The sequence below is a fragment of the Caulobacter sp. P1_D6 genome (assembly GCF_056406095.1).
Genome location: NZ_JBFUAW010000011.1, coordinates 56,489 through 81,594, shown reverse-complemented (window position 1 = coordinate 81,594; position 25,106 = coordinate 56,489). Strand labels below are relative to the sequence as shown.

Sequence of the window (25,106 nt, the reverse complement as noted above, 5' to 3'; positions counted from 1 at the left end):
AACTCATTTCATGAATTGGCAAGGCTGGGCGGAAATCGCCCTGACGCTGGGGCTGGCGGTCGCTATCGGCTGGCCTATCGGCGTCTACATGTCGCGTGTCTGGAACGGCGAACGCACCTGGCTCGACCCGGTGCTTCGGCCGTTCGAGGCGTTTTTCTACACCGTCTGCGGGGTTGATCCGAAGAAGAGCCAGAGCTGGTACGGCTACGCCGGAGCCCTGCTGGCCTTCAACCTCGTCGGCTTCCTGATCACCTACGGCGTCCTGCGCCTGCAGGGCGTGTTGCCAATGAACCCGCAGGGTTTCCCGGCGCTGTCCGAGCACCTGTCGTTCAACACCGCCATCAGCTTCGTGACCAACACCAACTGGCAGAGCTATGCCGGCGAGACGACCATGTCGACGTTCAGTCAGATGATCGTTCTGACCGTGCAGAACTTCGTCTCGGCGGCCACCGGCGCGACCGTGGCCGCGGCCCTGGCCCGGGCCTTCATCGCCAACCGCGGCGAGGGCGTCGGCAACTTCTGGGCCGACCTGATCCGCACCACGCTCTATGTGCTGCTGCCGCTGTCGTTCGTATTGGCGGTCGTGCTGGTCGCCCTGGGCCTGCCCCAGACCCTGGCCGCCAGCGTCACCGCCCACACCCTGGAAGGCGTCGACCAGAAGATCTCGCTCTACGCCGTGGCCTCGCAGGAAGCGGTCAAGATGCTGGGCATCAACGGCGGCGGCATCTTCAACGCCAACTCGGCCCACCCGTTCGAGAACCCCACGCCGCTGACCAACCTGATCACGGCCGTGTCGATCAACGTGCTGGGCTGGGCCGCCTTCTTCGCCTTCGGCCGCTCGGTCCTGGCCAGGAAGGACGTCCGCGCCCTGGTGATCGCCGCCAGCGTGCTGCTGTTCGCCGCCGCCGCCGGCATCTACGCCGCCGAGGTCCAGCCGGCTCCGGCCCAGGTGGCCGCCGGCGTCGACACCGGCGTCAACATGGAAGGCAAGGAGACCCGCTTCGGCGCGCCGGCCACGGCCGCCTGGGCCGCCATGACCACCGGGGCCTCCAACGGCTCGGTCAACGGGATGCATTCCAGCCTGATGCCCCTGGGCGGCGGGATCGCCATGTTCCTGATGCACCTGGGCGAGATCCTGCCCGGCGGCATCGGCTCGGGCATCGCGGTGATGGTCGTGATGGCCGTGCTGGCGGTGTTCGTCGCCGGTCTCATGGTGGGGCGCACCCCGGAATATCTGGGCAAGAAGATCGAGGCCAAGGAGGTCAAGCTCTCGATCCTCGCCGTGCTGGCCATCCCCGTCTGCGTCCTGGGCTTCTCGGCGATCGCCGCCGTGTTGCCCGAGGCCCTGAAGGGACTGATGCATGCGGGGCCGCACGGCTTGTCCGAGATCCTCTACGCCTACACCTCCGGCACGGCCAACAACGGCTCGGCCTTCGCGGGCCTGACCGCCAACGCGCCCTGGTGGGACACCACCCTGGCCGTGTCCATGGCGATGGGCCGGTTCCTGCCGATCGTCGCGGTGCTGGCCATCGCCGGCTCGCTGGCGGCCAAGCCCAAGCTGGCGCCGTCGGCCGGCACGCTGCCGACCCATGGCGGCCTGTTCGTGGGGCTGCTGATCGGGGTGATCTTGATCCTGGGCGGCCTGCAGTTCTTCCCCGCATTGGCGCTGGGTCCGATCGTCGAGCACTTCCAGGTGCTCGCCGCGGTCGCCGGCCACTGAGAGACCTCATCATGACGACCATCGAAACCCACGCCGGGGAGGGCCGGCGCAAGGCCAGCCTCCTGGCGGCCGGCCTGTCCGGGCCGATCCTGGCCCGGGCGACCAAGGACGCCTTCGTCAAGCTGGACCCGCGCCAGCTGACCGGCAATCCGGTGATCTTCGCCACCTGGGTGGTGGCCCTGCTGTCGACCGTCTCGGCGGTCGCGGCGATCGCCAACCACCAGTCCGCCGGCTTCGCCGTCCAGGTGTCGCTGTGGCTGTGGGCCACGGTGCTGTTCGCCAACCTGGCCGAGAGCGTCGCCGAAGGGCGGGGCAAGGCGGCGGCCGACAGCCTGCGCGCCACCCGCGTGACCACCAACGCCAAGCTGATCATCGACGAGACGACCGGCACGATCATCCCGACCGCCGCCCACAAGCTGGTCCCCGGCGAGGTGATCCTGGTCGAGGCCGGCGACGTGGTGCCGACCGACGGCGAGATCATCGAGGGCATGGCCAGCGTCAACGAGGCGGCCATTACCGGCGAAAGCGCCCCAGTCATTCGCGAGAGCGGCGGCGACCGCTCGGCCGTCACCGGCGGCACCACCGTGGTCTCCGACTGGATCAAGGTGCGGGTCACCGCCTCGGCCGGCTCGACCTTCCTGGACCGCATGATCGCTATGGTCGAGGGCGCGGACCGTCGCAAGACGCCCAACGAGATCGCCCTGGCCGTGCTGCTGGCCGGCCTGACCCTGATCTTCCTGATCGCGGTCGTCACCCTGCTGGGCCTGGGCAAGTTCTCGGGCGTGGTCCTGGACCCGCTGGTGCTGGGCGCGCTGTTCATCACGCTCATTCCGACGACGATCGGCGGCCTCCTGTCGGCCGTCGGCATCGCCGGCATGGACCGGCTGATGAAGCACAACGTCCTGGCCACCTCGGGTCGAGCCGTGGAGGCCGCCGGCGACGTCGACACCCTGCTGCTCGACAAGACCGGCACCATCACCTTCGGCAACCGCATGGCGACCGAGGTGATCGCCGCGCCGGGCGTGCGTCCGGAGGCCGCCCTGCGCGCCGCCGTCAGCGCCTCGCTGGCCGACGAAACCCCGGAAGGCCGCTCGATCGTCGAGCTGGGCCGCAACGCCGGGATCGTCATTGACGCCCCCGAAGGCGCGACCTCGATCGCCTTCAGCGCCTCGACCCGTCAGTCGGGCCTGAACGCCGGCGGCATGTCGTGGCGCAAGGGCGCGGTGGACGCGGTCTATCGCAGCCTGGCGCTTGATCCCAAGCTGATCCCGGCCGAGATCACCGCCGCAGTCGACCGCATCGCCCGCTCGGGCGGCACGCCTCTGGCGGTCAGCGAGAACGGCGCCCTGGTCGGCGTCATCCACCTGAAGGACGTGGTCAAGCCGGGCGTCAAGGCGCGCTTCGCCGACCTGCGCCGCATGGGCCTGCGCACGGTGATGATCACCGGCGACAACCCGGTGACCGCCGCCGCCATCGCCTCGGAAGCCGGCGTCGACGACTTCCTGGCCGAGGCCACTCCCGAGGACAAGCTGCGGCTGATCCGCGAGGAGCAGGGCAGGGGCCGCCTGGTCGCCATGTGCGGCGACGGCGCCAACGACGCTCCGGCCCTGGCGCAAGCCGACGTCGGCGTGGCCATGCAGACCGGCGCCCAGGCGGCCCGCGAGGCCGGCAACATGGTCGATCTCGACAGCGACCCGACCAAGGTCATCGAGATCGTCGAGGTCGGCAAACAGATGCTGATCACCCGCGGCGCCCTGACGACCTTCTCGATCGCCAACGACGTGGCCAAGTACTTCGCCATCATCCCGGCGATGTTCGTGGTGGCCCTGCCGGCGCTGGGGGCGCTGAACATCATGCGCCTGCACAGCCCGCAGAGCGCGATCCTGTCGGCGGTGATCTTCAACGCCCTGATCATCGTGGCCCTGATCCCGTTGGCCCTGAAGGGCGTGAAGTACCGCGCCATCGGCGCCGGCAAGCTGCTGTCGCGCAACCTCACCGTCTACGGCCTGGGCGGCCTGGTCGCCCCGTTCATCGGCATCAAGCTGATCGACATGATCGTATCCGCCCTCGGCCTGGCCTAGGCCGCGTCCTTCGGAGTTTGAAACCATGCTTTCGCATCTTCGTCCGGCCCTGGTCTCGGCGGGCCTGTTCACGGTCCTGCTGGGACTGGCCTATCCGCTGGCCGTCACCGGCGTCGCCCAGGCGGCGTTCCCGGCCCAGGCCAAAGGCAGCCTGATCAAGGACGCCAAGGGGACGGTCGTCGGCTCGGCCCTGATCGGCCAAGCCTTCGCCAAGCCGGAATATCTGCATCCGCGTCCGTCGGCGGCCGGTAGCGGTTATGACGCCTCGGCGTCCGGCGGCTCCAACATGGGTCCGCTGAACGACAAGCTGATCGAGCGGGAGAAGACCGACGCCGCGACCCTGCGGGCCGAGAACCCCGGCGCGCCGATCCCGGCCGACGCGGTGACCACCTCGGGCTCGGGCCTGGATCCGGAAATCTCGCCGGCCTACGCCCGCTTCCAGGCCCCGCGAATCGCCAAGGCTCGCGGCATCACCACCGACGCCGTCGAGGCGGTCATCGCGCGGCACGAGGAGGGGCGCCTGCTGGGCTTCATCGGCCAGCCGCGCGTCAACGTCCTACTGGTCAATCGCGACCTGGATCGCCAGGGCGGCAAGACCTAGAGGCTCAGCGAATCGACCGCCGATCCCGAGGCGCTCCAGCCGACCAGGCGGGAGCGCCTAGACGCACTTTCCCTGCGTTAACCGTGCGGCATCCCCACGTGTCGCGCCCGTTTCGTGCGCGGTCCCTGCACCTGGCGAGATTCTTTTGCTCGCGCCACCCCCCTCAAACGGGGGTGTCGCCGGTGTTCCGGCTCAGCTAGCTCGGAGGTCTCCGTTCGGGGAACGGCGGACTTTCAGTGGCTGAGTGGGGTGATTCAAATGTCGGGAATCGAAATCAAGCGCGGCAATCCGCGGCGCAATCCGCGGGTTCTGTGGCTGACTGGAACGGCGTTGGGATGCTCGTTGCTGGTCCAGCCTGCGGCCGCCCTGGCCGCCAATGAATGCGGTCCGGCCACGAGCGGCGTCGTGACCTGTCCAGTCCCCACGACCACCGGCGTCAGCTACACGACGATCGACGACCTGATCCTGAATCTGCCCGCCTCGGCCTCCAACACCGGCGCGATCGCGGTGGACGTCGTCGGCGGGGCCGGCGACATCGGGGTTGTGGCGGCCGACATCGCCACCAGCGGAAACCAGGCGCCGGGCTTGTTCGTAACCACCACGAGCGGCGCGATCGACATCGAAGTGACCAAGGCGGCCACCTCGGGGACCGACATGGTCAACGACATGACCAATGACGCGATCGTGGCGCTGTCGGACAGCGGCGCGGTCAAGGTCAAGGCCGGCGAAGTATCGACGGCCGGGGTCTATACGTCGGGCGTCGCGGCCCAATCGAAGACGGGCGACGTCACGGTCGAGATCGACAAGGTCACCTCCTCGGGCCTGGGCGGCAGCATCGTTCTGGCCCGTTCGCTGGACGGCCCCAGCGGCGCGCCGACGGGCGGCGGCAAGGTGACGGTGGTGGTGGGCGAGGCCTCGACCACCCAGCCCAACGGCGTCATCGGCGCGATTGGGTTCGGCGATGTCTCCGTGACCGCGGGCAAGATCGTCGCGACAGGAGCTCCGGCCGTCGGTCCCGCCGGCCACACGTCGTACGGTCAGGGGATCGGCGCGCGCAGCTACAACGGCGACGTCAGCGTCAAGGTCGACGACCTGTCGACCAGCGGCGTCGGCTTCCTCGGCGTGTCCGCCAACGCCCAGGCCGGCGACGCGACCGTCGAGAGCGGAACGGTCACCACGGCCAGCGACGGCGCCTACGGGATCTACGTCAAGGCGGGCGGCGCGGCCAAGGTCACGGCCGACACCACCACCACCCATGGCGCGGTCACCTACGACACCGCGGTCCACTACACCGACGCCATCCGCGTCGAGGCGGCCGGCCTGATGGAGGTGACCTCGCAGCATGCCGGCGCCACCGGCGACGGCGGCTCGGCGATCGTGGCCAGGGGCGACGGGGCGATCAAGATCGTCAGCGGCGAGGCCTCGGCGACCGGCGGCGGGATCACCGCCGGCGGCGTCCAGGTGTTCTCCAACGCCATCAGCGCACAGAGCTTCCTGGGCGGCATCGACATCACCAGCGACAAGGCCAGCGCCGGGGGCGCCCAGTCGTGGGCGATCTACGCCTCGGCGGCCAACGGCGCGATCAACATCGACAGCGGGACCGCCACAGCGGCCGGGGCCGGCGGCCGGGCGATCTACGCCAACGGCGGCGGCGGGGTGACGATCAAGAGCGACGTGGCCTCGACCACGGGCGGGCCCAGCGCCAGCAACGCCGCGGACGCCATCATGGCGCTGACGTTCAACAAGACCGCCAACATCGACATCACCAGCGGCGCGGCCAGCACGACGGGAACCAACGCCCGCGGCATCTACGCCTGGACCAATACCGGCGATGTCGTCATCGACAGCGGCCAGGTGACCACCACCGGCGCCAACGCCCACGGGATCATGGTCGATGCCGACGGACTGCTGGTCTACGGGACGCCGCACGCGCCCGGCGGCGGCACGGGCGCGCTGAGCATCGTCAGCGACAAGGTCAGCGCCACCGGCGCCGGCTCGACCGGCATCTGGGTGGATCACGCCGGTCCGATCAGCATCGACAGCGGCGAGATCACGGTCGGCAACGGCGTGGGTCTGTACGTCTACGGTCAGGGCGCGGTGGACGTCTCGGCCGACAAGGTCACGGCCGGCGGCACGGGCGTGGTGATCTATGGCCGCGAGGGCGCGGTGCATGTGACCACGGGCTCGGTCTCGGCCGGGACCACCGGCGACGTGGGCGTGTTCGCCCAGAGCACGACGGGCGACATCGTCGTCAGCGCCGGCGTCACCCGCACCGCCAACCTCGGCATGAACGGCGCCTTCACGGCCGATGGCGTGGGCGCGCTGTCGACCGGCGGCGGCCACGTGGTCGTCAACAGCGTCGACTCCGCCGTGGTCGGTCAATACGCCACCGCCGTCTGGGGCCAGTCCACCGGCGGGGTGGTCGAGATCAACAGCGGCAAGGCGCGGGCCAGCAGCGCCGGCACCCTGGCCCTGTTCGGTCGCGGCGATCAGGTGATGATCGTCAGCGAGGACGTCGAGATCGTCGGCGCCAGCTCGCGCGCCATCCAGGCCCTGGCCGACAACGGCGACGTGGCGGTGACCTCGGGCCGCGCGGTCGCCAAGGACGCCAACAGCGTCGCCATCGACCTCTATGCCAGCCACGACGCCAATCTGACGGTCACGGGCGAAACCCTGGGCGGCCTGGGCGGGGTCCGGGTTTCGGCCCTCAACCGGGCCGAGGTCACGGTCGGGGCGGACGCCTCGATCACCGCGCTCGGCGGCGCCGGGGTCGAGTTCCGCGCCGTCCCCGTGCCGGGCGGATCGGGCTCTCCGGCGGCCGGTTACGGCGCCAGTCTGACCACGGCCGGCCACATCGGCGGCAGCGGCGCGATCGCCGTGAAGTTCGCCGGCGGGGACGACACCCTGGCCCAGCTGACGGGCGCCAGCTTCGCCGGCGCCGTGGACGGCGGGGCCGGCCTGGACAGCCTGATGCTGAAGGGAACCTCCAGCCAGCAGACCGCCGACCAGACGTTCGGCGACATCGTCGGCTTCGAGACCACCAAGGTCGAGACTGGTGACTGGACCCTGTCGGGTCTGCTGCAGACCGACAGCATCGCCATCGCCTCGGGCGCGACCCTGCGCATCGACGACAAGCAGGACCGCAACGCCTGGATCGAGACCACGACGCCGGGAACCGGCCTGTCGGTGCGCAACGACGGCACGCTGATCTACCAGAGCTATGACGACAACCTCTATGCCGACAGCGGCACGCTTTCGATCAGCGGGACGGGCGAGGTCGAGCTGAACTCGGGCGCGATGCTGGCGTCCGGCGCCTGGACCTATACGGGCGTGACCCGGGTGAACGGCGGCGAACTGCATGTGGCGACCGACATCGGCGGCGGCCTAGAGCAGACCGGCGGCGTCGTGGTGGTCGGCGCCAGCTATGTGACCGACGATGCGGGTCTGGGCACGGTGAAGGTCGCCGGACCGGGCGCGAGCGGCGGCTTCGCCGGCGACATCAAGGTGGAAGGCGGGCTGTTCTTCCTCGGCCGGGCCGGCGACTACACGCTGACCAACGCCCTGTCGGGCGCCGGCGGCGAGGTGATCTGGGCCGGTGGTGGCGACCTGACCCTGTCGGGCGTCTACTCGCGCACCGGTCAGCTGACCAACGACGGCGGCCTGGTGACCATCGCCGACCTGTCGGCGGACTCGCGCCTGGCCCTGAAGGGCGACGCCTTCGCCCTGGGTTCGGGCGCCAAGAGGACCGGCGGGCTGTCGGGCGACGCCGACCTCGACATCGGCGCCGGAACCCTGACGATCGCCCAGGCCAACGCCTCCAGCTATTCGGGCGACCTGACCGGCGCCGGCGGCCTGACCAAGTCCGGCGCCGCCACCCTGACCCTGAGCGGCGCGGCGACCTATGCCGGCCCGACCACGGTCTCGGGCGGCAAGCTGCTGCTGACCGGTTCGATGAGCAGCGATGTCACGGTGGCGTCGGGCGCGGCCCTGCAGATCGGCGATGGCGGCACGACCGGCGCGCTGACCGGCGACCTGGCGATCGCCGGCACGGCGGTCTTCAACCGCTCGGACGAATACGACTTCGGCGGCGACATCACCGGCGCGGGCGAGCTGGTCAAGCTGGGGGCGTCGCGCCTGACCCTGTCGGGCCAGTACGGCTTCACCGGCACGACCACGGTCCAGGGCGGTTCGGTGCGGATCCTGCACCTGCCGCAGACCGCCGAGGTCCAGGTCGACAACGGCGTGCTGGACCTCAGCGGCCTGACCCAGACCATCACCAACCTCAGCGGCGGCGCGACGGGCGAGGTCGATATCGACGGCGGGGCCCTGACCGTCAACCAGTCGGGCAGCACCACCTTCGCCGGCGCGATCACCGGCTCGGGCTCGTTCACGATCACCGGCGGCGGCGTGATCGAGCTGACCGGCGCCAACACCTACACCGGCCCGACCACGGTCGGGGTCGGCAAGCTGAAGGTCAACGGCTCGGTGACGTCCGACGTCACGGTCGGCGCGTCGGGCGCCCTGGGCGGCTCCGGGACGATCGGCGGCGACGTGATCGTGCAGAGCGGCGGCCAGGTCACGCCCGGCAATTCGCCTGGCACCCTGACCGTGGCCGGCGATTTCACCTTCACCGCCGGCTCGACCTACCAGGTCGAGGTGCTGCCGACCGGCGAGCACGACCTGATAGTCGTCGGCGGCGCCACCACCATCCAGACCGGCGCCAACGTCGCCGTGCTGGCCGGCGGTCCGGCCTCGCAGTACGCCCGCCTGACCCAGTACGGCATCCTGACCTCGGCGGGCGGCATCACGGGCCGGTTCTCCGGCGTCACCAGCGACATGGCGTTCCTGACGCCCAGCCTGACCTACACGGCCAACGCCGTGCGCCTGAACCTGCTGCGCAACGACATCCGCTTCGCCAGCTTCGCCACGACCCCGAACCAGGCCCACGTGGCCGCGGCCGCCGAAGCCCTGGGCCTGGGAGCGCCGGTCTACGACGCCCTCGTCACCCAGAACGCGGCGGGCTCGGTCCAGGCCTACAACGCTCTGGACGGCCAGATCCATGCCGATGTCTCCACCGTCCTGGCGGGCGAGGCGGGACGCCTGCGCGAGGCGATCCAGGCGCGCAGCTCGACCTCGGCGGACGTCGCCGGCGGCTGGGGCGACGTCCTGGCGGGCTGGAGCCATGTCGACGCCGGCGCGGGCGCGGCGGGCCTGAAGGTCAGCGGCTCGGGCCTGGTGGTCGGCGGCGACAGGATGCTGGGCGACACCCGCCTGGGCCTGGCCGCCGCCTATGGCGAAGGTCAAGCCAGGGTGTCGGCGCGCGGCAGCCGCGCCGAGAGCACCGGCGGTCAGGTCGCGGCCTACGCCGCCACCACCTTCGGACCCCTGCGCGCCAATCTGGGCGGCGCCTACGCCTGGTCGTCGGTCGACGCCGAGCGGGTGGCGCAGTTCCCGGGCGTCGTGGACCGGCTGAAGGGCAAGTACGACGCCACCGTCGGCCAGCTGTTCGGTCAGGTGTCGGCTCCGGTGGCGCTGGGCGCGACCTCGGTCGAGCCCTTCGTGTCGGCCAGCTACCTGCGCGTGAAGAGCGACGACTTCTCTGAAACCGGCGGCTTCACGGCCCTGAAGGTGGACGGCGTCACCCGCGAGCTCGGCGTCATCGACATCGGGGTCAAGGTGAAGGGTGAAATGGGCCTCGGCTCGGCGGTGGTCCTGCGGCCGCGCGGCGCCGTCGCCTGGCGCATGACCACGGGCGACCTGGCGGGTGAAACCTCCAACGCCTTCGCGGGCGGGACGACCCGCTTCGTGGTCAGCGGCGCCAAGTACGACGCCGGCGCCCTGGCCGTTCAGCTCGGCGTCGACTTGGTGTCGGGCGACCGCGCCCGGTTCGGGGTCACCTACGAAGGGACCTACGGCGACCGCTACGAGGCCCAAGCCATCCGCGCGGGCGGCGCCTGGCGGTTCTAGGAGCCTGTTTCCGAGGGCGCGCTTCTGGGGGAGCGCGCCCGGGGGGAGGGGGCGGTCGAGGGCGCCTAGCGCGTCCTCGACCGGTCTTCGCCCAGGATCAGGATCAATTCGGCCTGGCGGGTCGCTCCCGTCTTGCTGAAGATCGATTTCAGGTACGAACGCACCGTGTTGCGTGACAGGTTCGTCGTCAGGGCGTAGCCGGCCAGGGTGCCGCCTTCGACCAGGAAATAGGCCAGCTTGGCCTCGGCCTCGGTCAGGCCATGGTCTTCGCGATAGGCCGCTAGGGCCTGCTCCTGCGACCGGCCCTTCGCGCGGCCGAAGATCTCCAGGGCGCGGAGGACATAGGGATGGCCGGCCTCCGCCGCCTTGGTCAGGCGGGCCTCGAGGCTGGGATAGACCCGCGTCAACGGCTTCAGGTTGTCGAACAGGGCGTCTTGTTGTTTCTTGTTCGTCATAAAAGCGTGGCCTGGGGAGCGTTCGCGTACAATGGTATCGATTACGACGGCTGTCCCGCGTCAAGGGCTGGTCGAACTGAAGGCCGCGCCGGAAACGCCGCGCAGGCCGTTTTCCGATTTTCGCCAGAAGGCCAGCTACGCCATCGCCCAGCGGGTGATCATGAGCCAGCTGCGCAAGGGCTTGGCCTGTCACGCCAGGGGAGAAGAGGCGTTCGCCGAGTTCCTGCGCCGCGCGCGGGCCTGGCACGACCGTTACGACGGCGTGCTGCCGTCGTTGGAGGTGGACGCCACCTGGAGCGAGACGCCGGACTTCGTCGCCCCCGCGCCGCCCACCCGCGCCGACTGGTTCGCGCCCCGGGACAAATCGCCGCGGGGAACGGTCTTCTACGTCCATGGCGGCTCGTTCGTCGCCGAGCGCAGCCCGCGGATCGGCCAGTTGGTGGGACGTTTCGCCGCCGCGGCCGAGGCCAGCGTCTATGCGCCGTCCTATCGCCTGGCGCCCGAGCATCCCTGTCCGGCGGCCGTGGACGACATCGTCGAGGCCTGGCGCTGGCAGAGGCTGCACCGGCCCGACGAGCCGGTCGTGGCCTTGGCCGAGTCGGCCGGCGCGGCGATCATGATGGCCGCCTTCCAGGTGGTGCGCGATCGGGGCGAGCCGATGCCCGCAGGCATCGTGCTGCTGTCGCCGTGGCTGGACCTGTCCCTGCAGAGCTGGTCGGTCATGGCCGCCTCGATCGCCAAGACCTCGCCGCACACGATGGAGTCGCTGGCGATGTTCGCGCACTTCTATCTGCAGGGCCGCTCGGCGATCGAGCCGATCGCCTCGCCGCTGTTCGGAAGCTTCCATGGCTTCCCGCCGCTGCTGGTCCACGCCAGCCGGACCGACATCCTCTACGACGACTCCATGCGCCTGGCCGACAAGGTGCGCGACGTGGGCGGCGACCTGACCCTGCGCCATTGGGCCGACGAGACCCATTTCTGGGAGCGGATGAACACGCCCAAGGCCCGGCAGTCGATCGAGCTGGCGGCGGGCTTCATCCGGCGGCGATTGGATGCGGCGATCGCGTCGCCCCAATAGATCGTTCCCGTGACGGTGGGCGGCGCCATCCGTTAACCCTGCTTGGCTAGGGTCGTTCTCATGCGATCGGATGACGAGAACAGATCAGGTGGTGTCGACCTGCGGGCCCATCCCCGTACGCCGACCAAGCGCAAGGCCTATCTGGTCGACGGCCGGAAGGCCTGGAAGGTCTCGCTCATCGACATCGCCGAGGGCGGGGCCCGGATCGCGGTCGGCGACTTCGACCTGCAGGCGGAAGGCTCCTTCCTGGTGGATTCCATCGCCAAGAAGATCCACCTGACCCGCGTGGTCTGGCGCTCCCAGAAGGAGGCCGGCCTGCAGTTCATCGAGAGCGACGACCTCGACGGGCCGGCGGGCGGCAAGGACGGCGCCGTGACGATCGCCACGCGCTTCGCGTGGCGGCTGAACGCGGCCTAGCGGCCCGCCGCTCGCGGCGAAATGGCGGCGCGACAGATTTCGACCCTGAAATGCTAAGGCAACGTGGCCGGGCAACTAAGGCTGCGAGCGACAGCTAACGTGACCGTACCGGGCATCCGATTCGCCACTGTGGCGTTTGATGCTGCGGATATGGCGGCGGTTGCCCGCTCCCCTTGCCCTGCGCGCCTGAGATCTCGATGACCGAACCTTATCCGCCGATCCGTCCCGTCAGCCGTAAGGCGCAAATCATCGGCGGCGCGATCGCCCTGGCGGTTCTGGCTGGCGTGGTGTGGTTGGCCTGGAGCCTGATGCACGCGCCGAAAGGCGAGGGCGGCGGCGCGGGCGGTCCCGGCGGCCCTGGCGGCTTCGGCGGCGGACGACGCGGCCCGGCCAGCACCGTGGCGGTCGCCACGGCGACCCAGACCGACCTGCCGGTGGTGATCGAGGCGCTCGGCACGGTGACGCCCGCCGCGACGGTCACCGTCCGACCCCAGGTGGCGGGCGTGATCACCCAGGTGATGTTCAAGGAAGGCCAGATGGTCCGCGCCGGCCAGCCGCTGGTGCAGATCGATCCCCGCCAGTTCCAGATGGACCTGATGCAGGCCCAGGGGAACCTGACCCGCGACGAGGCTCAACTGGCCAGCGCCCAGGTCACCCTGGCGCGCTACCAGACCCTGCTGACCCAGGACTCCATCGCCCGCCAGGAGGTCGACACCCAGGCCGCCACCGTCAAGCAACTGCAGGGCACGGTCATGTCCGACCGGGCCGCCGTCGGCACCGCGCGGCTGAACGTCGGCTATGCCCGCATCGTCGCTCCGGTCAGCGGCCGGGTCGGCCTGCGCGTCGTCGACGTCGGCAACTATATCGGCGCGGGCGACGCCAGCGGCGTGGCGGTGATCACCACCGTCTCGCCGATCGATGTCGAGTTCACCGTGCCCCAGGACGACGTGCCGCGCATCGGCGCCCGGGCCAACAGCGGCGCGGCCCTGCCGGTCATCGCGCTGGATAGAACGCGGACCACCACGCTGGATCGCGGGACGTTCTCGACCCTGGACAACGTGGTCGACGTCGGCACCGGCACGGTCAAGGCCAAGGCCCGCTTCGCCAACGCCGGCGGCGCCCTGTTCCCCAGCCAGTTCGTCAATGTCCGCCTGGAGCTGGACACCATCCGGGGCGCGGTGGTCGTGCCGGCCACGGCCCTGCGCCAGAGCAGCGACGGCGCCTTCGTCTGGGTGCTGGGCGAGGGCCAGACGGTGCACAAGCGCAAGGTCACGGCCGGCCCCTCGACCACGGCCCAGGTGTCGATCGCCAGCGGCCTGAAGGTCGGCGAGAAGGTCATCACCGAGGGCGGCGACCGCCTGCGCGAGGGCGGCAAGGTCCAGCTTCCCGGCCAAGCCGCCGGCCGCATGGGTCAAGGCAAGGGCAAGGGCCAAGGCAAGGGTGAACGCGCCGGCCGTGAAGGCCAGGGTCAGGGGCAAGGGCAGGGCGGCGAGCGTCGCCGCCGGCAACAGGCCGAATAGGCCGGCGCCATGAATCCCTCGCGTCCCTTCATCCAGCGACCGGTCGCCACGGCGCTGTTCATGGCGGCCATCGTCCTGGCCGGCCTGGTCGGCTTCCGCCTGCTGCCGCTGTCGGCCCTGCCGCAGGTCGACTATCCCACCATCCAGATCCAGACCCTCTATCCCGGCGCGAGCCCGGAGGTGATGAGCCAGACGGTGACCGCGCCGCTGGAGCGCCAGCTGGGCGAGATGGCGGGCCTGGCGCGGATGAGTTCGGTCAGCACGGCCGGGGCCTCGATCATCACCCTGCAGTTCAATCTGGGTGAAAGCCTGGATGTCTCCGAACAGGAGGTGCAGGCGGCGATCAACGGGGCCAACAGCCTGCTGCCCGCCGACCTGCCGGCCCCGCCGGTCTACGCCAAGGTCAATCCGGCCGACGCCCCGGTCCTGACCCTGGCCGTGACCTCCGACACCCTGCCGCTGACCGAGGTGCAGAACCTGGTCAACACCCGCCTGGCCCAGAAGATCAGCCAGGTTTCGGGCGTGGGCCTGGTCACCCTCAGCGGCGGCCAGCGCCCGGCGATCCGCATCCAGGCCGACACCCAGGCCATGGCCAGCTACGGCCTCACCCTGGCCAATGTGCAGAGCGCGATCAGCAACGCCAACGCCAACAGCGCCAAGGGCAGCTTCGACGGCCCGACCCGCGCCTACACCATCAACGCCAACGACCAGCTGCTGAGCGTCGACGACTATTCCAACCTGATCGTATCGTACAAGAACGAGGCCCCGATCCGGCTGCGAGACATCGCCCAGGTCGTTCAGAGCGCCGAGAACACGCGTCTTGGAGCGTGGGCCAACGAGACCCCGGCGATCATCGTCAACGTCCAGCGCCAGCCCGGCGCCAACGTCATCAAGACCGTCGACGCCATCAAGGCCAAGCTGCCGGAACTGGAGGAGGGGCTGCCCGCCAGCCTCGAGGTCAAGGTGCTGGCCGACCGCACCACCGGCATCCGCGGCTCGGTCCACCACGTGGAGATGGAGCTGCTGCTGGCCGTGGTCATGGTCGTGGTGGTGATCTTCTTCTTCCTGCACAGCCTGCGCGCCACCCTGATCGCCGGCCTGGCCGTGCCGATCTCGCTGATCGGCTCGTGCGGCGTGATGTACCTGATGGGCTTCTCGCTGAACAATCTCAGCCTGATGGCGCTGACCATCGCCACCGGCTTCGTGGTCGACGACGCCATCGTCATGATCGAGAACATCTCCAGGCACCTGGAGAAGGGCGTCAAACCGATGGCGGCCGCCCTGCAGGGTGCGCGCGAGATCGGCTTCACGATCATCTCGCTGACCGTGTCGCTGATCGCGGTGCTGATCCCGCTGCTGTTCATGGGCGACGTGGTGGGGCGGCTGTTCCGCGAGTTCGCCATCACCCTGGCGATCACCATCCTGATCTCGGCGGTGGTGTCGCTGACCCTGACGCCGATGCTGTCGGCCCGCTGGCTGAAGCCGGCCGGCGAGGAGCACCAGGGCCGCATCGCCCGGAAGTCCCAGGCGGTGTTCGAGCGGGTCGAGCGTCACTACGAGCGCGGCCTCAACTGGGTGCTGGAGCGCCAGAAGGCGACCCTGGTCGTCGCGGTGGCGACCTTCGCCCTGACCGCCTTGCTCTATCTGATCATTCCCAAGGGCCTGTTCCCGACCCAGGACACCGGCCAGCTCCAGGCCCGCACCGAGGTCGAGCAATCGGTCTCGTACGACCGCATGGCCGGCCTGCAGCAGGAGGCCGCCCGGGCGATCCTCGACGACCCGGCGGTCGAGAGCCTCAGCTCGTTCATCGGCGTCGACGGCGCCAACAACGCCATGCTCCATACCGGACAGATGCTGATCAACCTGAAGGCCGACCGCAAAGGCTCGCAGGAGAAGATCATGCAGCGGCTGCGCGACCGCGTCGCCGCCGTGCCGGGCGTGCACGTCTATCTGCAGCCGACCCAGGACCTGACCATCGACGCCGAGACCGGCCCGACCCTCTACCGCCTGTCGCTGGAAGGCGCCGACACCGCCACGGTCAAGGAATGGGCCGGCAAGCTGGCCGAGCGCCTGGCCAGCGTGAAGTCGGTGCGTAACGTCTATAGCGACGCCAGCGCCACCGGGGCGGCGGCCTATGTCGACATCGACCGCGACACCGCCGCGCGCCTCTCGATCACCGCCTCGGACATAGACGACGCCCTCTACAGCGCCTTCGGCCAGCGGATCGTCTCGACCATCTTCACCGAGACCAACCAGTACCGGGTGATCCTGGAGGCCAAGCCCGGCCTGCTGACCGCGCCGGAATCCCTGGGCCTGCTGAACCTGAAGACCGGCGGCGGCAGCCCCACGCCGCTGTCGGCGATCTCGACTATCAAGGAACAGACCGCGCCGCTGCAAGTCACCCACGTCTCGCAGTTCCCGGCCACCACGATCGGCTTCGACACCGCGCCCGGCGTCTCGCTGGGCAAGGCGGTCGACGACATCCGCGCGGCGATGAAGGACATCGACATGCCGGTGTCGGTGACCCACACCTTCCTGGGCGCGGCGGGAGCCTACGAGAACTCGCTGAGCAACCAGTTGTGGCTGATCCTGGCGGCCATCGTCTGCGTCTACATCGTGCTGGGCGTGCTCTACGAGAGCTACATCCACCCGCTGACCATCCTGTCGACCCTGCCGTCGGCGGGGGTGGGGGCGCTGCTGGCCCTGTGGCTCACCGGCAACGACCTGGGCGTGATCGGCATCATCGGCATCATCCTGCTGATCGGCATCGTCAAGAAGAACGCGATCATGATGATCGACTTCGCGATCGACGCGCAACGCAACGAGGGCAAGAGCCCGCGCGACGCCATCTTCCAGGCCGCCATCCTGCGCTTCCGCCCGATCCTGATGACCACCCTGGCGGCCCTGTTCGCGGCCATCCCGCTGATGCTGAGCTTCGGCGAGGGCGGCGAGCTGCGCCGGCCGCTGGGCATCGCCATCTTCGGCGGCCTGCTGGTCAGCCAACTGCTGACCATGTTCACCACCCCGGTGATCTACCTGGCCTTCGACCGGTTCGCTCCGGCCGACAGGGGGATCCACCGCGAGCGTGACGACCATGTCGCGCCGGATCGCGCTGATCCGGACCCAATCCCGGGGGCGCCGTCGTGAACCTGTCGGCGCCCTTCATCCGGCGGCCGGTGGCGACAGTCCTGCTGACCATCGGCATAGCCATGGCCGGGATCGCCGCGTTCTTCGTGCTGCCGGTCTCGCCCCTGCCGCAGGTGGACTATCCGACCATCTCGGTCTCGGCCAACCTGTCCGGGGCCAGCCCCGAGACCATGGCCTCCAGCGTCGCCACGCCCCTGGAGCGGCGGCTGGGGACCATCCCCGGCGTCACCGAAATGACCTCGCAGAGCAACACCGGCTCGGCCCGGGTCACCCTGCAGTTCGACCTCAACCGCAACATCGACGGCGCGGCCCGCGAGGTGCAGGCCGCCATCAACGCCGCCCGCTCGGACCTGCCGGCCACGCTGCGCAGCAACCCCAGCTACCGCAAGCAGAACCCGTCCGACGCCCCGGTGATCATCCTGGCCCTGACCAGCGACACCAAGACCCCGGGCCAGATCTACGATGCGGTGTCCAACATCGTCTCCCAGCGCCTGGCCCAGGTGACCGGGGTGGGCGACGTCGAGATCGGCGGCGGCTCGCTGCCGGCCGTGCGGGTGTCGGTCAATCCGTTCCTGCTCAACAAGTACGGCATCGCCCTGGAGGACGTGCGCGCGGCGGTGCAGTCGGCCAACGCCAATCGGCCCAAGGGCCAGGTGGAGGGGGCAGGGCGGCGGTTCCAGGTCTACACCAGCCCCGGCGGGCGCAAGGCGGCCGACTATGCGGGCCTGGTCGTGGCCTGGCGCGGCGACGCCCCGGTGCGGCTGATGGACGTGGCCGAGGTCACCGACAGCGTCGCCGACACCCGGACCCTGGGCCTGTTCAACGGCAAGCCGGCGATCATCATCCTGGTCACCCGCCAGCCGGGGGCCAACATCATCCAGACCGTCGACAGCGTCCGCGCCACCTTGCCCGAGCTGCGCGCCCAGCTGCCGGGGGACATCCAGGTGCAGGTGGCCAGCGACAGCACCAACTCGATCCGCGCCTCCTTGCACGAGATCGAGGTGACCCTGCTGATCTCGATCGCGCTGGTGGTGCTGGTGGTCAGCGCCTTCCTGCGCAGCGCCCGGGCCACCTTCATCCCGGCGGCGGCGACCATCGTCTCGCTGCTGGGCACGTTCGGGGTGATGTACCTGCTGGGCTTCTCGCTCAACAACCTGTCGCTGATGGCCATCACCGTGGCGACCGGCTTCGTGGTCGACGACGCCATCGTCGTGCTGGAGAACACCCAGCGCCACATCGAGAAGGGCATGGACCGCTTCAAGGCCGCCCTGCTGGGCGCGCGCGAGGTGGGGTTCACGGTGCTGTCGATCAGCATCTCGCTGGTCGCGGTGTTCATCCCGCTGCTGTTCATGGGCGGCCAGGTGGGGCGCCTCTTCCGCGAGTTCGCCGTCACCCTGTCGGCGGCGGTGATGATCTCGCTGGTCATCTCGCTGACCACCACGCCGATGATGTGCGCCTACCTGCTGCGTCCGCCCAAGGAAGGCCAGCAGGAGGGCCGCGTCGCCCGCTGGTTCGAAGCCGGCTTCAATCGTGTCCACAAGACCTACGAATACAGCCTCGACTGGGCCCTGGCCGCCAAGCCGCTGGTGATGCTGATCCTGGTGGTGGCGATCGGCCTGACCGCCTGGCTCTACGTCGCCATGCCCAAGGGCTTCTTCCCGCAGCAGGACAGCGGCCAGATTCAGGCCGGGCTGCGCGCCGACCAGAGCGTGTCGTTCCACGTCATGCAGGCCAAGCTGAAGCAGGTGGTCGACATCATCCGCAAGGACCCGGGCGTCGACACGGTGGTCGGCTTCACCGGCGGCAACCGGGCGGGCGGCGGTTTCCTGTTCGTCAATCTCAAGCCCCTGGGCAACGGGCCTGAGGATCGCAAGGAGAAGGGCTCGGCGGTGATCAACCGCCTGCGGCCGCAGCTGCAGAAGGTCACCGGCATCAGCGTCTTCCTCAACCCCGTCCAGGACGTGCGGATGGGCGGGCGGCAGAGCAATTCGACCTACCAGTACACCCTGACCAGCGACTCCAGCGACGCGCTGAAGGCCTGGGCCCCCAAGCTGGCCGAAGCGATGAAGGCCCGGTCGGACGTGATGACCGACGTCGACAGCGACCAGTCCGAGAACGGCGTCGAGACCTTCGTGACCATCGACCGCGACAGCGCCTCGCGCATGGGCGTCACGCCGCGCGCCGTGGACAACGCGCTCTACAACGCCTTCGGCCAGCGCCAGGTGGCCACGATCTACGAGGACATCAACCAGTACGCGGTGATCATGGAGTGGGACCGCCGGTTCTCGACAGGCCCCGAGGCGCTGAAAGACGTCTACGTGCCGACGACGGGCGGGACCAGCGGCGGGACGACGTCCAGCGGGGCGGCGGTCAATCCTGGCCTGCGCGATCCCTCTACCGGCTCGGCCCTGAACACGGCCCTGACCCCGATGACGCCGCTGAGCGCGATCTCCAGCGTCGCCCAGGCCGCCACGCCCACCTCGATCAACCATCAGAACGGCGAGCTGGCCACGACCGTGTCGTTCAACCTGGCCGACGGGGTCTCGCTCAGCGACGCCCAGGCCGCCATCAAGCAGGCCGAGGCCGATATCGCCCTGCCGACCAATGTGCGCGGCAGCTTCCAGGGCAGCGCCCGCAGCGCCCAGGACCAGAACAAGCAGCAGCCGTTCCTGGTCGCCGCCGCCATCGTGGCGATCTACATCGTGCTGGGCATTCTCTACGAGAGCTACGTCCACCCGCTGACCGTGCTGTCGACCCTGCCGGCCGCCGGGGTGGGAGCGATGCTGGCCCTGCTGCTGTTCAAGATGGAGTTCTCGGTGATCGCCCTGATCGGGGTGTTCCTGCTGCTGGGCATCGTCAAGAAGAACGCCATCCTGATCATCGACTTCGCCCTGGACGCCCAGCGCTCGCGCGGGCTCTCGGCGGTCGACGCGGTGCGCGAGGCCAGCCTGCTGCGCTTCCGCCCCATCCTGATGACCACCATGGCCGCCGCCCTGGGCGCCTTGCCCCTGGCCATCGGGTTCGGGGAGGGGGCGGAACTGCGCCGTCCGCTGGGCGTCGCCATCATCGGCGGGCTGATCGCCAGCCAGCTGCTCACCCTGATCACCACCCCGGTCGTCTACGTCTATCTCGACCGCCTGCGGGGCAAGGCGCGCGACGAGCGCTTCCTGGCCCACATGCCCTCCGCCCCGGAACCTGTCTGATGCCAGCCCGTCTGATGTTATCGCTGAAGCACCTTGCCGTTGCCGGCTCCGCCCTGACCCTGCTGTCGGCCTGCACTGTCGGCCCCGCCTACGAACGTCCGCAGGTCACCGTCACGGCTCTGCCGAACAGCTACAAGGCCCTGGACGGCTGGAAGGTCGCCACGCCCGGCGACCTGCTCGATCGCGGCGATTGGTGGACCCTGCTGGGCGATCCGCAGCTGGACGCCCTGGTCGCCCGGGTCAACGTCTCCAACCAGACCATCGCCGCGGCCGAGGCCAGCTATCGCCAGGCGCGGGCCCTGGTGCGCGAGCAGCGGGCGGGCCTGTTCCCGACCATCGACCTGTCGGGCTCGGCGACCCGGGCGGGCGGCTCGGCCTCGGTCAACTCGACCGGCGGGTCCGGCAACGCCAACCGCTACCAGGCCAGCATCGGCGCCAGCTGGGAGCCCGATCTCTGGGGGCGTATCCGTCAGGGGATAAACGGGGCCGACGCCTCGGCCCAGGCCAGCGCGGCCGACCTGGCCGGCGCCCGGCTGTCGATGCAGGGCGAGCTGGCGGTGAACTATCTGGGTTTGCGCCAGACCGACGTCGAACTGGCGCTGGTGACCAGGACCGTCGAAGGCTATCAGCGCAGCCTGCAGATCACCCAGAATCGCTACGCCGCGGCCATCGCGCCCAAGTCGGACGTGCTGCAGGCCACCACCCAGCTGGCCGGGGCCCAGGCCGAGCTGGAAAGCCTGCGCCAGACCCGCGCGACCTACGAGAACGCCATCGCCACCCTGGTCGGCGAGCCGGCCAGCGGTTTCCGCCTGGCGGCCGATCCGGCCTGGAGCGCCCACGTGCCCGAGATTCCGGCCGGCGTGCCCTCGACCCTGCTTGAGCGCCGTCCGGACATCGCCGCCGCCGAGCGCCGGGTCGCCGCCGCCAACGCCGACATCGGCGTGGCCCGCGCCGCGTTCTTCCCGACGATCGGTCTCAGCGCCGCCGGCAACACCAGTGGTTCGGGTCTGGGAAATCTGTTCACGGCCTCGGCCAACACCTGGTCGCTGGGCCTGACCGCCGCCCAGACCCTGTTCGACGCCGGAGCGCGCAAGGCGCGGGTGGAGCAGGCGAGGGCGTCCTACGACGCTTCGGTCGCCGACTATCGCCAAACCGCCTTGTCCGCTTTCGAGGACGTGGAAAACCAATTGACCGCCGCCCAGGTGCTGGAGCGGCGCCACGCCCTGCTGAAGACCAGTTCCGACGCAGCCGACCAGACCGAGCAGATGATCCTCAACCAGTACAAGGCCGGGCAAGTGGCCTACACGAATGTGGTCGCGGCCCAGGCCTCGGCCTTGTCGGCGCGACGAGCCCTGCTGACCGCCGCCGTGGCGCGGCAGACCACGGCCGTGGCCTTGATCCAGGCTCTGGGCGGCGGCTGGAAGCCGCAGACCTAGTCAAGGCGGCCTTACCAAGGCGCCGCAATTCCCCGGAATCCATGGCTCGCCACATCTCAATTGTGGCGATCTGCCACACGATTCGAGCCCGCGATCGAGGCTAGGATGCCGTCCGTCGGCGTCGGCGGCTAGCCGCGTCCAGCTCTCGGCGCAGGCCAGGAAGCTCAATTACAACAAGCCCGTGACTGCTTTGGTCTTGCCTCCTTGGGTTTTGGCCTGACCAGAAAGATCAGCCACTTTGAAAAGTGGCATTACCAATCATTGACACATTTCGCGATTGGTCGGATAACTCCGGTCATAAGGGCGCCCAATCAGACGCGTCCGGGGGAGGATTTATGAATCTCGTTCGCAACACTCTCGTCCTGCGTTCCGCGCTGCTGGCCTCGTGCGCCGCGGTCGCGATCGGTTCCGCCGCTCAGGCCCAGCAGGCCGCGCCCGCTCTGGCTGAACAGGCCAAGGCCGACGAAAGCGTCGTCGACACCGTGGTGGTAACCGGTTTCCGAGCCGCCTACGCCAACGCCATCGCCACGAAACGCGACACCCTGCAGATTTCGGACGGCATTTCGTCGGACGGCCTTGGGCGCTTCCCGGACCTCAACGTCGGCGAGGCGATCCAGCGCGTTCCCGGCATCCAGATCAACCGCGAGGCCGACAGCCGCAACGCGACCATCAGCCTGCGCGGCCTGCCCGGCACCTTCGCGCGCACCACGCTGAACGGCGGCGCCTTCGCCGACCCGATCCTGAACGGCTCGACCCCGCTGGGCGCGTTCAACTCCGACATCTTCACGGCGATCAACGTCATCAAGTCGCCGATGGCCTCGGACCTGGCCGGCGGCCTGTCGGGCAACATCGATCTGCGCATTGCGCCCGCCCTGGGCCGCAAGGAAGGCGGCTTCGCCAAGCTGTCGTACGAATACAACGACCTGGGCAATCTGGGCAGCCCGCTGGCCTCGCTGGGCTACAACGCCCATCTCAGCGACGATTTCGCCGTGTTCGGCGTCGTCGGCTGGAAGGACGAGAAGTTCCGCCGCGACTCGATCACGGTCAATTCCTGGGCCAACAAGCTGGGCTCGATCCAGGTGGGCAACCAGCGCGTCCCCGGCCAGAACCCGGTCTATGACGCCCTGATCGCGGCCAATCCGGGCGGGGTCTACTATCCCAGCCAGACCCGCCAACTGGTCAAGTTCAACCGGGGAACCACCCTCTCGGGCGCGACCGGTTTCGAGTGGCGGATCAACGACAGCTGGAAGTTCGGCGCCAACGCCTTCCTGACCCGGCGCAAGCTGGATGAGGCGACCAACAATCTGCTCTATATCGACGCCGGCGGCGGACAGGGCACCAACACCGCCCTGACGGCGACCTCGGCCGTCGCCCACATCACCGACATCGGCACGCCCTACATCGTGCAGACGCCGAACGGTCCGCGCGCCTACATCAACAAGTTCTCGGCCGAGAACATCAACACCTTCGACTCGATCCGGTCCGAGCCGGCCCTGAACCAGACCTGGGCCATCAACCCGACCCTGGAGTTCCGGAACGACGAGTGGCGCGCCACCGCCAACCTGACCGTCTCGCGCGCCAAGGCCCAGGCCAACCAGATCGAGTTCGACATCGTCCAGAACCCGTACCGCAACCTCGGCGCGGGCGGCCTGAACGGCATCACCACCTCGGTCAACCTGGGCGGTTCGGACCTGGCCAACTACATGGCCGTCCTGAACACTCCGCACGCCACCCACCTGGCGACGACGCCCTACAACATCCCGGCCGCCGCCAGCGCCGCCACCCAGGCCGGCGCCCAGATGCCGGGCCAGGCGGCGGGCACGCCGGCCGACCGCTTCGGCATCACCGGCACCAACGGCCTGGCCAAGAACGACCTGGACTCGTTCCAGCTGGACCTCGAGCGCACCTTCGACGACAGCAAGTTCCTGACCAGCTTCCAGTTCGGCGGCCGCGCCGAGAGCCTGAAGTTTAGCTCGTCGGGCTCGCGCAACACCTCGCTGGGCGCCCAGACCCAGAACATCACGCCGGCCATGGCGGCCCAGCTGTCCTACGCCAAGGATTTCTTCGGCGGCAAGGCGGGCGGCGCGACCTCCAACTGGATGGGCGTGGACGTCAACCAGCTGCTGAGCGTGCTGACGCCGGTCAACACCAACCCGCGCTCGGCCGGCAATCCGAACGGCCTGCCCGACCAGTTCGCCTTCGGCGCCCCCGGCGTGTTCCTGACGCCCTACGGCTTCGTGAACAACTACTGGGACGGCAACTACTGGAACAACAACTTCAGCAACGAGAACGACGTCTACTCCGCCTACGCGCTGGCGAAGTTCGAGTCCGACGCGCTGAGCATTCCGATCCGCGGCGCCCTGGGCGTGCGCTATGAGTACACCGACAACAAGATCGTCGCGCTGAACTGCACCAACTGCTCCAGCGCCCTGTCGGTGGTGACCGGCCCGGTCAATCATGGGCTGACGACCAAGACCACGACGCGCAACTACGACTACTGGCTGCCCTCGCTGGTCCTGGCGGCCGACCTGCGCGACGATCTCATCCTGCGTTTCGCGGCCTATTCGACCTATGTGCGCCCGCAGCCGCGCGACATCGTGCCGACCACCTACGTCCAGACGCCGGTCGACCTGACGCCGCCGGTCGATCCGGTCTACACCGTGACCATCGGCGCCACGGGCCTGAAGCCCTACACCTCCGACTCCCTGGACCTGTCGCTGGAGTGGTACAACCGACCCGGCGGCCTGATCTCGCTGGCGGCCTATCGCAAGAAGATCGACGGCTATATCGGCCCGATCACCGATCCGGCGCGGCTGTGCCCGGCCAGCGGCCAGATCCCGGGACTGGACGTCAATCTGGGCACGCTGACGATCGACAACTCTGGCGGCACGCCGGTCTGCAGGAGCTCCAACACCTTCACGGGGGCCGGCGGGACGGTCAAACAGGCCCAGGTCAACATCAGCGGCCAGACCAACCAGAACGCCATGACGGTCACCGGCGTCGAGTTCAACATCCAGCAGAACTTCGACTTCCTGCCCGGCTTCTGGAAGGACTTCGGCGGCGCGTTCAACTACTCCTACACGTCGATCGACGGGAAGGATCAGGCCGGCAAGTCCATCACCCTGCCCAGCGTGTCGGAGAACAACCTGAACCTGATCGGCTACTACGAAGGTCCGAAGTTCGGGGCTCGCCTGGTCTACAACTGGCGCGACAAGTACGACCTGGCCGCCGGCAACTCGTTCGTCGGCGACGCCCGCACCGTCAAGGCGCGCAGCCAGCTGGACGCCTCGGCCTCGTACAAGTTCACCGACGCCCTGACCGTTTCGGTCGACGCCTTCAACCTGACCGACGCCACACGGTCGGAGTACGAAAACGACCCGATGCTGCCGCGCCGGATCGACTACGACGGCCGCACCTACCAGGTGACCCTGCGGACCACCTTCTAGATCTCCATCCCTCCTGCGGGGCCGGGCTCATCGCC

Annotated in this window: 12 protein-coding genes; 11 read left to right on the top strand and 1 reads right to left on the bottom strand. The window is 69.2% G+C overall.

Annotation, left to right across the window (positions count from 1 at the left end):
* The first annotated feature begins 10 nt into the window (after positions 1-10).
* The 4 genes from kdpA (at position 11) to AC1DYP_RS07955 (ending at position 10,369) form a co-directional block, all read left to right on the top strand.
* Positions 11-1,720: a potassium-transporting ATPase subunit KdpA gene (gene kdpA / locus AC1DYP_RS07970; RefSeq protein ID WP_477045883.1), complete on the top strand. Its 1,710-nt coding sequence runs from the start codon at positions 11-13 to the stop codon at positions 1,718-1,720.
* A gap of 11 nt (positions 1,721-1,731) precedes the next feature.
* A complete protein-coding gene (gene kdpB / locus AC1DYP_RS07965) occupies positions 1,732-3,801 on the top strand; it encodes a potassium-transporting ATPase subunit KdpB (RefSeq protein WP_477045882.1) in 2,070 nt (689 codons plus the stop codon).
* Between the two features lie 25 nt (positions 3,802-3,826).
* On the top strand, positions 3,827-4,402 hold the full coding sequence (kdpC, locus tag AC1DYP_RS07960) for a potassium-transporting ATPase subunit KdpC (RefSeq protein ID WP_477045881.1): 576 nt from the start codon (positions 3,827-3,829) through the stop codon (positions 4,400-4,402).
* Positions 4,403-4,660: 258 nt separating this feature from the next.
* On the top strand, positions 4,661-10,369 hold the full coding sequence (locus AC1DYP_RS07955) for an autotransporter domain-containing protein (RefSeq protein ID WP_477045880.1): 5,709 nt from the start codon (positions 4,661-4,663) through the stop codon (positions 10,367-10,369).
* Positions 10,370-10,434: 65 nt separating this feature from the next.
* Here the strand turns inward: AC1DYP_RS07955 and AC1DYP_RS07950 are convergent, their stop codons facing one another.
* Complete coding sequence (locus AC1DYP_RS07950; RefSeq protein ID WP_477034808.1) at positions 10,435-10,824, bottom strand: helix-turn-helix transcriptional regulator; 390 nt, start codon at positions 10,822-10,824, stop codon at positions 10,435-10,437.
* 31 nt (positions 10,825-10,855) lie between these two features.
* Here AC1DYP_RS07950 and AC1DYP_RS07945 point away from each other — a divergent pair, with 31 nt between their 5' ends.
* The 7 genes from AC1DYP_RS07945 (at position 10,856) to AC1DYP_RS07915 (ending at position 25,071) form a co-directional block, all read left to right on the top strand.
* The gene (locus AC1DYP_RS07945) at positions 10,856-11,902 is read left to right on the top strand and encodes an alpha/beta hydrolase (RefSeq protein WP_477034809.1); all 1,047 of its coding nucleotides are present in this window, start codon (positions 10,856-10,858) and stop codon (positions 11,900-11,902) included.
* 60 nt (positions 11,903-11,962) lie between these two features.
* A complete protein-coding gene (locus AC1DYP_RS07940; protein WP_477045879.1) occupies positions 11,963-12,319 on the top strand; it encodes a PilZ domain-containing protein in 357 nt (118 codons plus the stop codon).
* Positions 12,320-12,516: 197 nt separating this feature from the next.
* Entirely contained in the window at positions 12,517-13,839 is a 1,323-nt protein-coding gene (locus AC1DYP_RS07935) for an efflux RND transporter periplasmic adaptor subunit (RefSeq protein WP_477045878.1), read from the top strand.
* Between the two features lie 9 nt (positions 13,840-13,848).
* Positions 13,849-16,986 carry a multidrug efflux RND transporter permease subunit gene (locus AC1DYP_RS07930; protein WP_477045877.1) on the top strand — a complete coding sequence of 1,046 codons (3,138 nt, stop codon included), beginning with the start codon at positions 13,849-13,851 and terminating at the stop codon, positions 16,984-16,986.
* Positions 16,983-20,189 carry an efflux RND transporter permease subunit gene (locus tag AC1DYP_RS07925; RefSeq protein ID WP_477045876.1) on the top strand — a complete coding sequence of 1,069 codons (3,207 nt, stop codon included), beginning with the start codon at positions 16,983-16,985 and terminating at the stop codon, positions 20,187-20,189. Before AC1DYP_RS07930 ends, AC1DYP_RS07925 begins: the two co-directional genes overlap by 4 nt.
* Complete coding sequence (locus tag AC1DYP_RS07920) at positions 20,189-21,625, top strand: efflux transporter outer membrane subunit (protein WP_477045875.1); 1,437 nt, start codon at positions 20,189-20,191, stop codon at positions 21,623-21,625. Before AC1DYP_RS07925 ends, AC1DYP_RS07920 begins: the two co-directional genes overlap by 1 nt.
* A gap of 335 nt (positions 21,626-21,960) precedes the next feature.
* Positions 21,961-25,071: a TonB-dependent receptor gene (locus tag AC1DYP_RS07915; RefSeq protein WP_477045874.1), complete on the top strand. Its 3,111-nt coding sequence runs from the start codon at positions 21,961-21,963 to the stop codon at positions 25,069-25,071.
* Positions 25,072-25,106 lie beyond the last annotated feature (35 nt).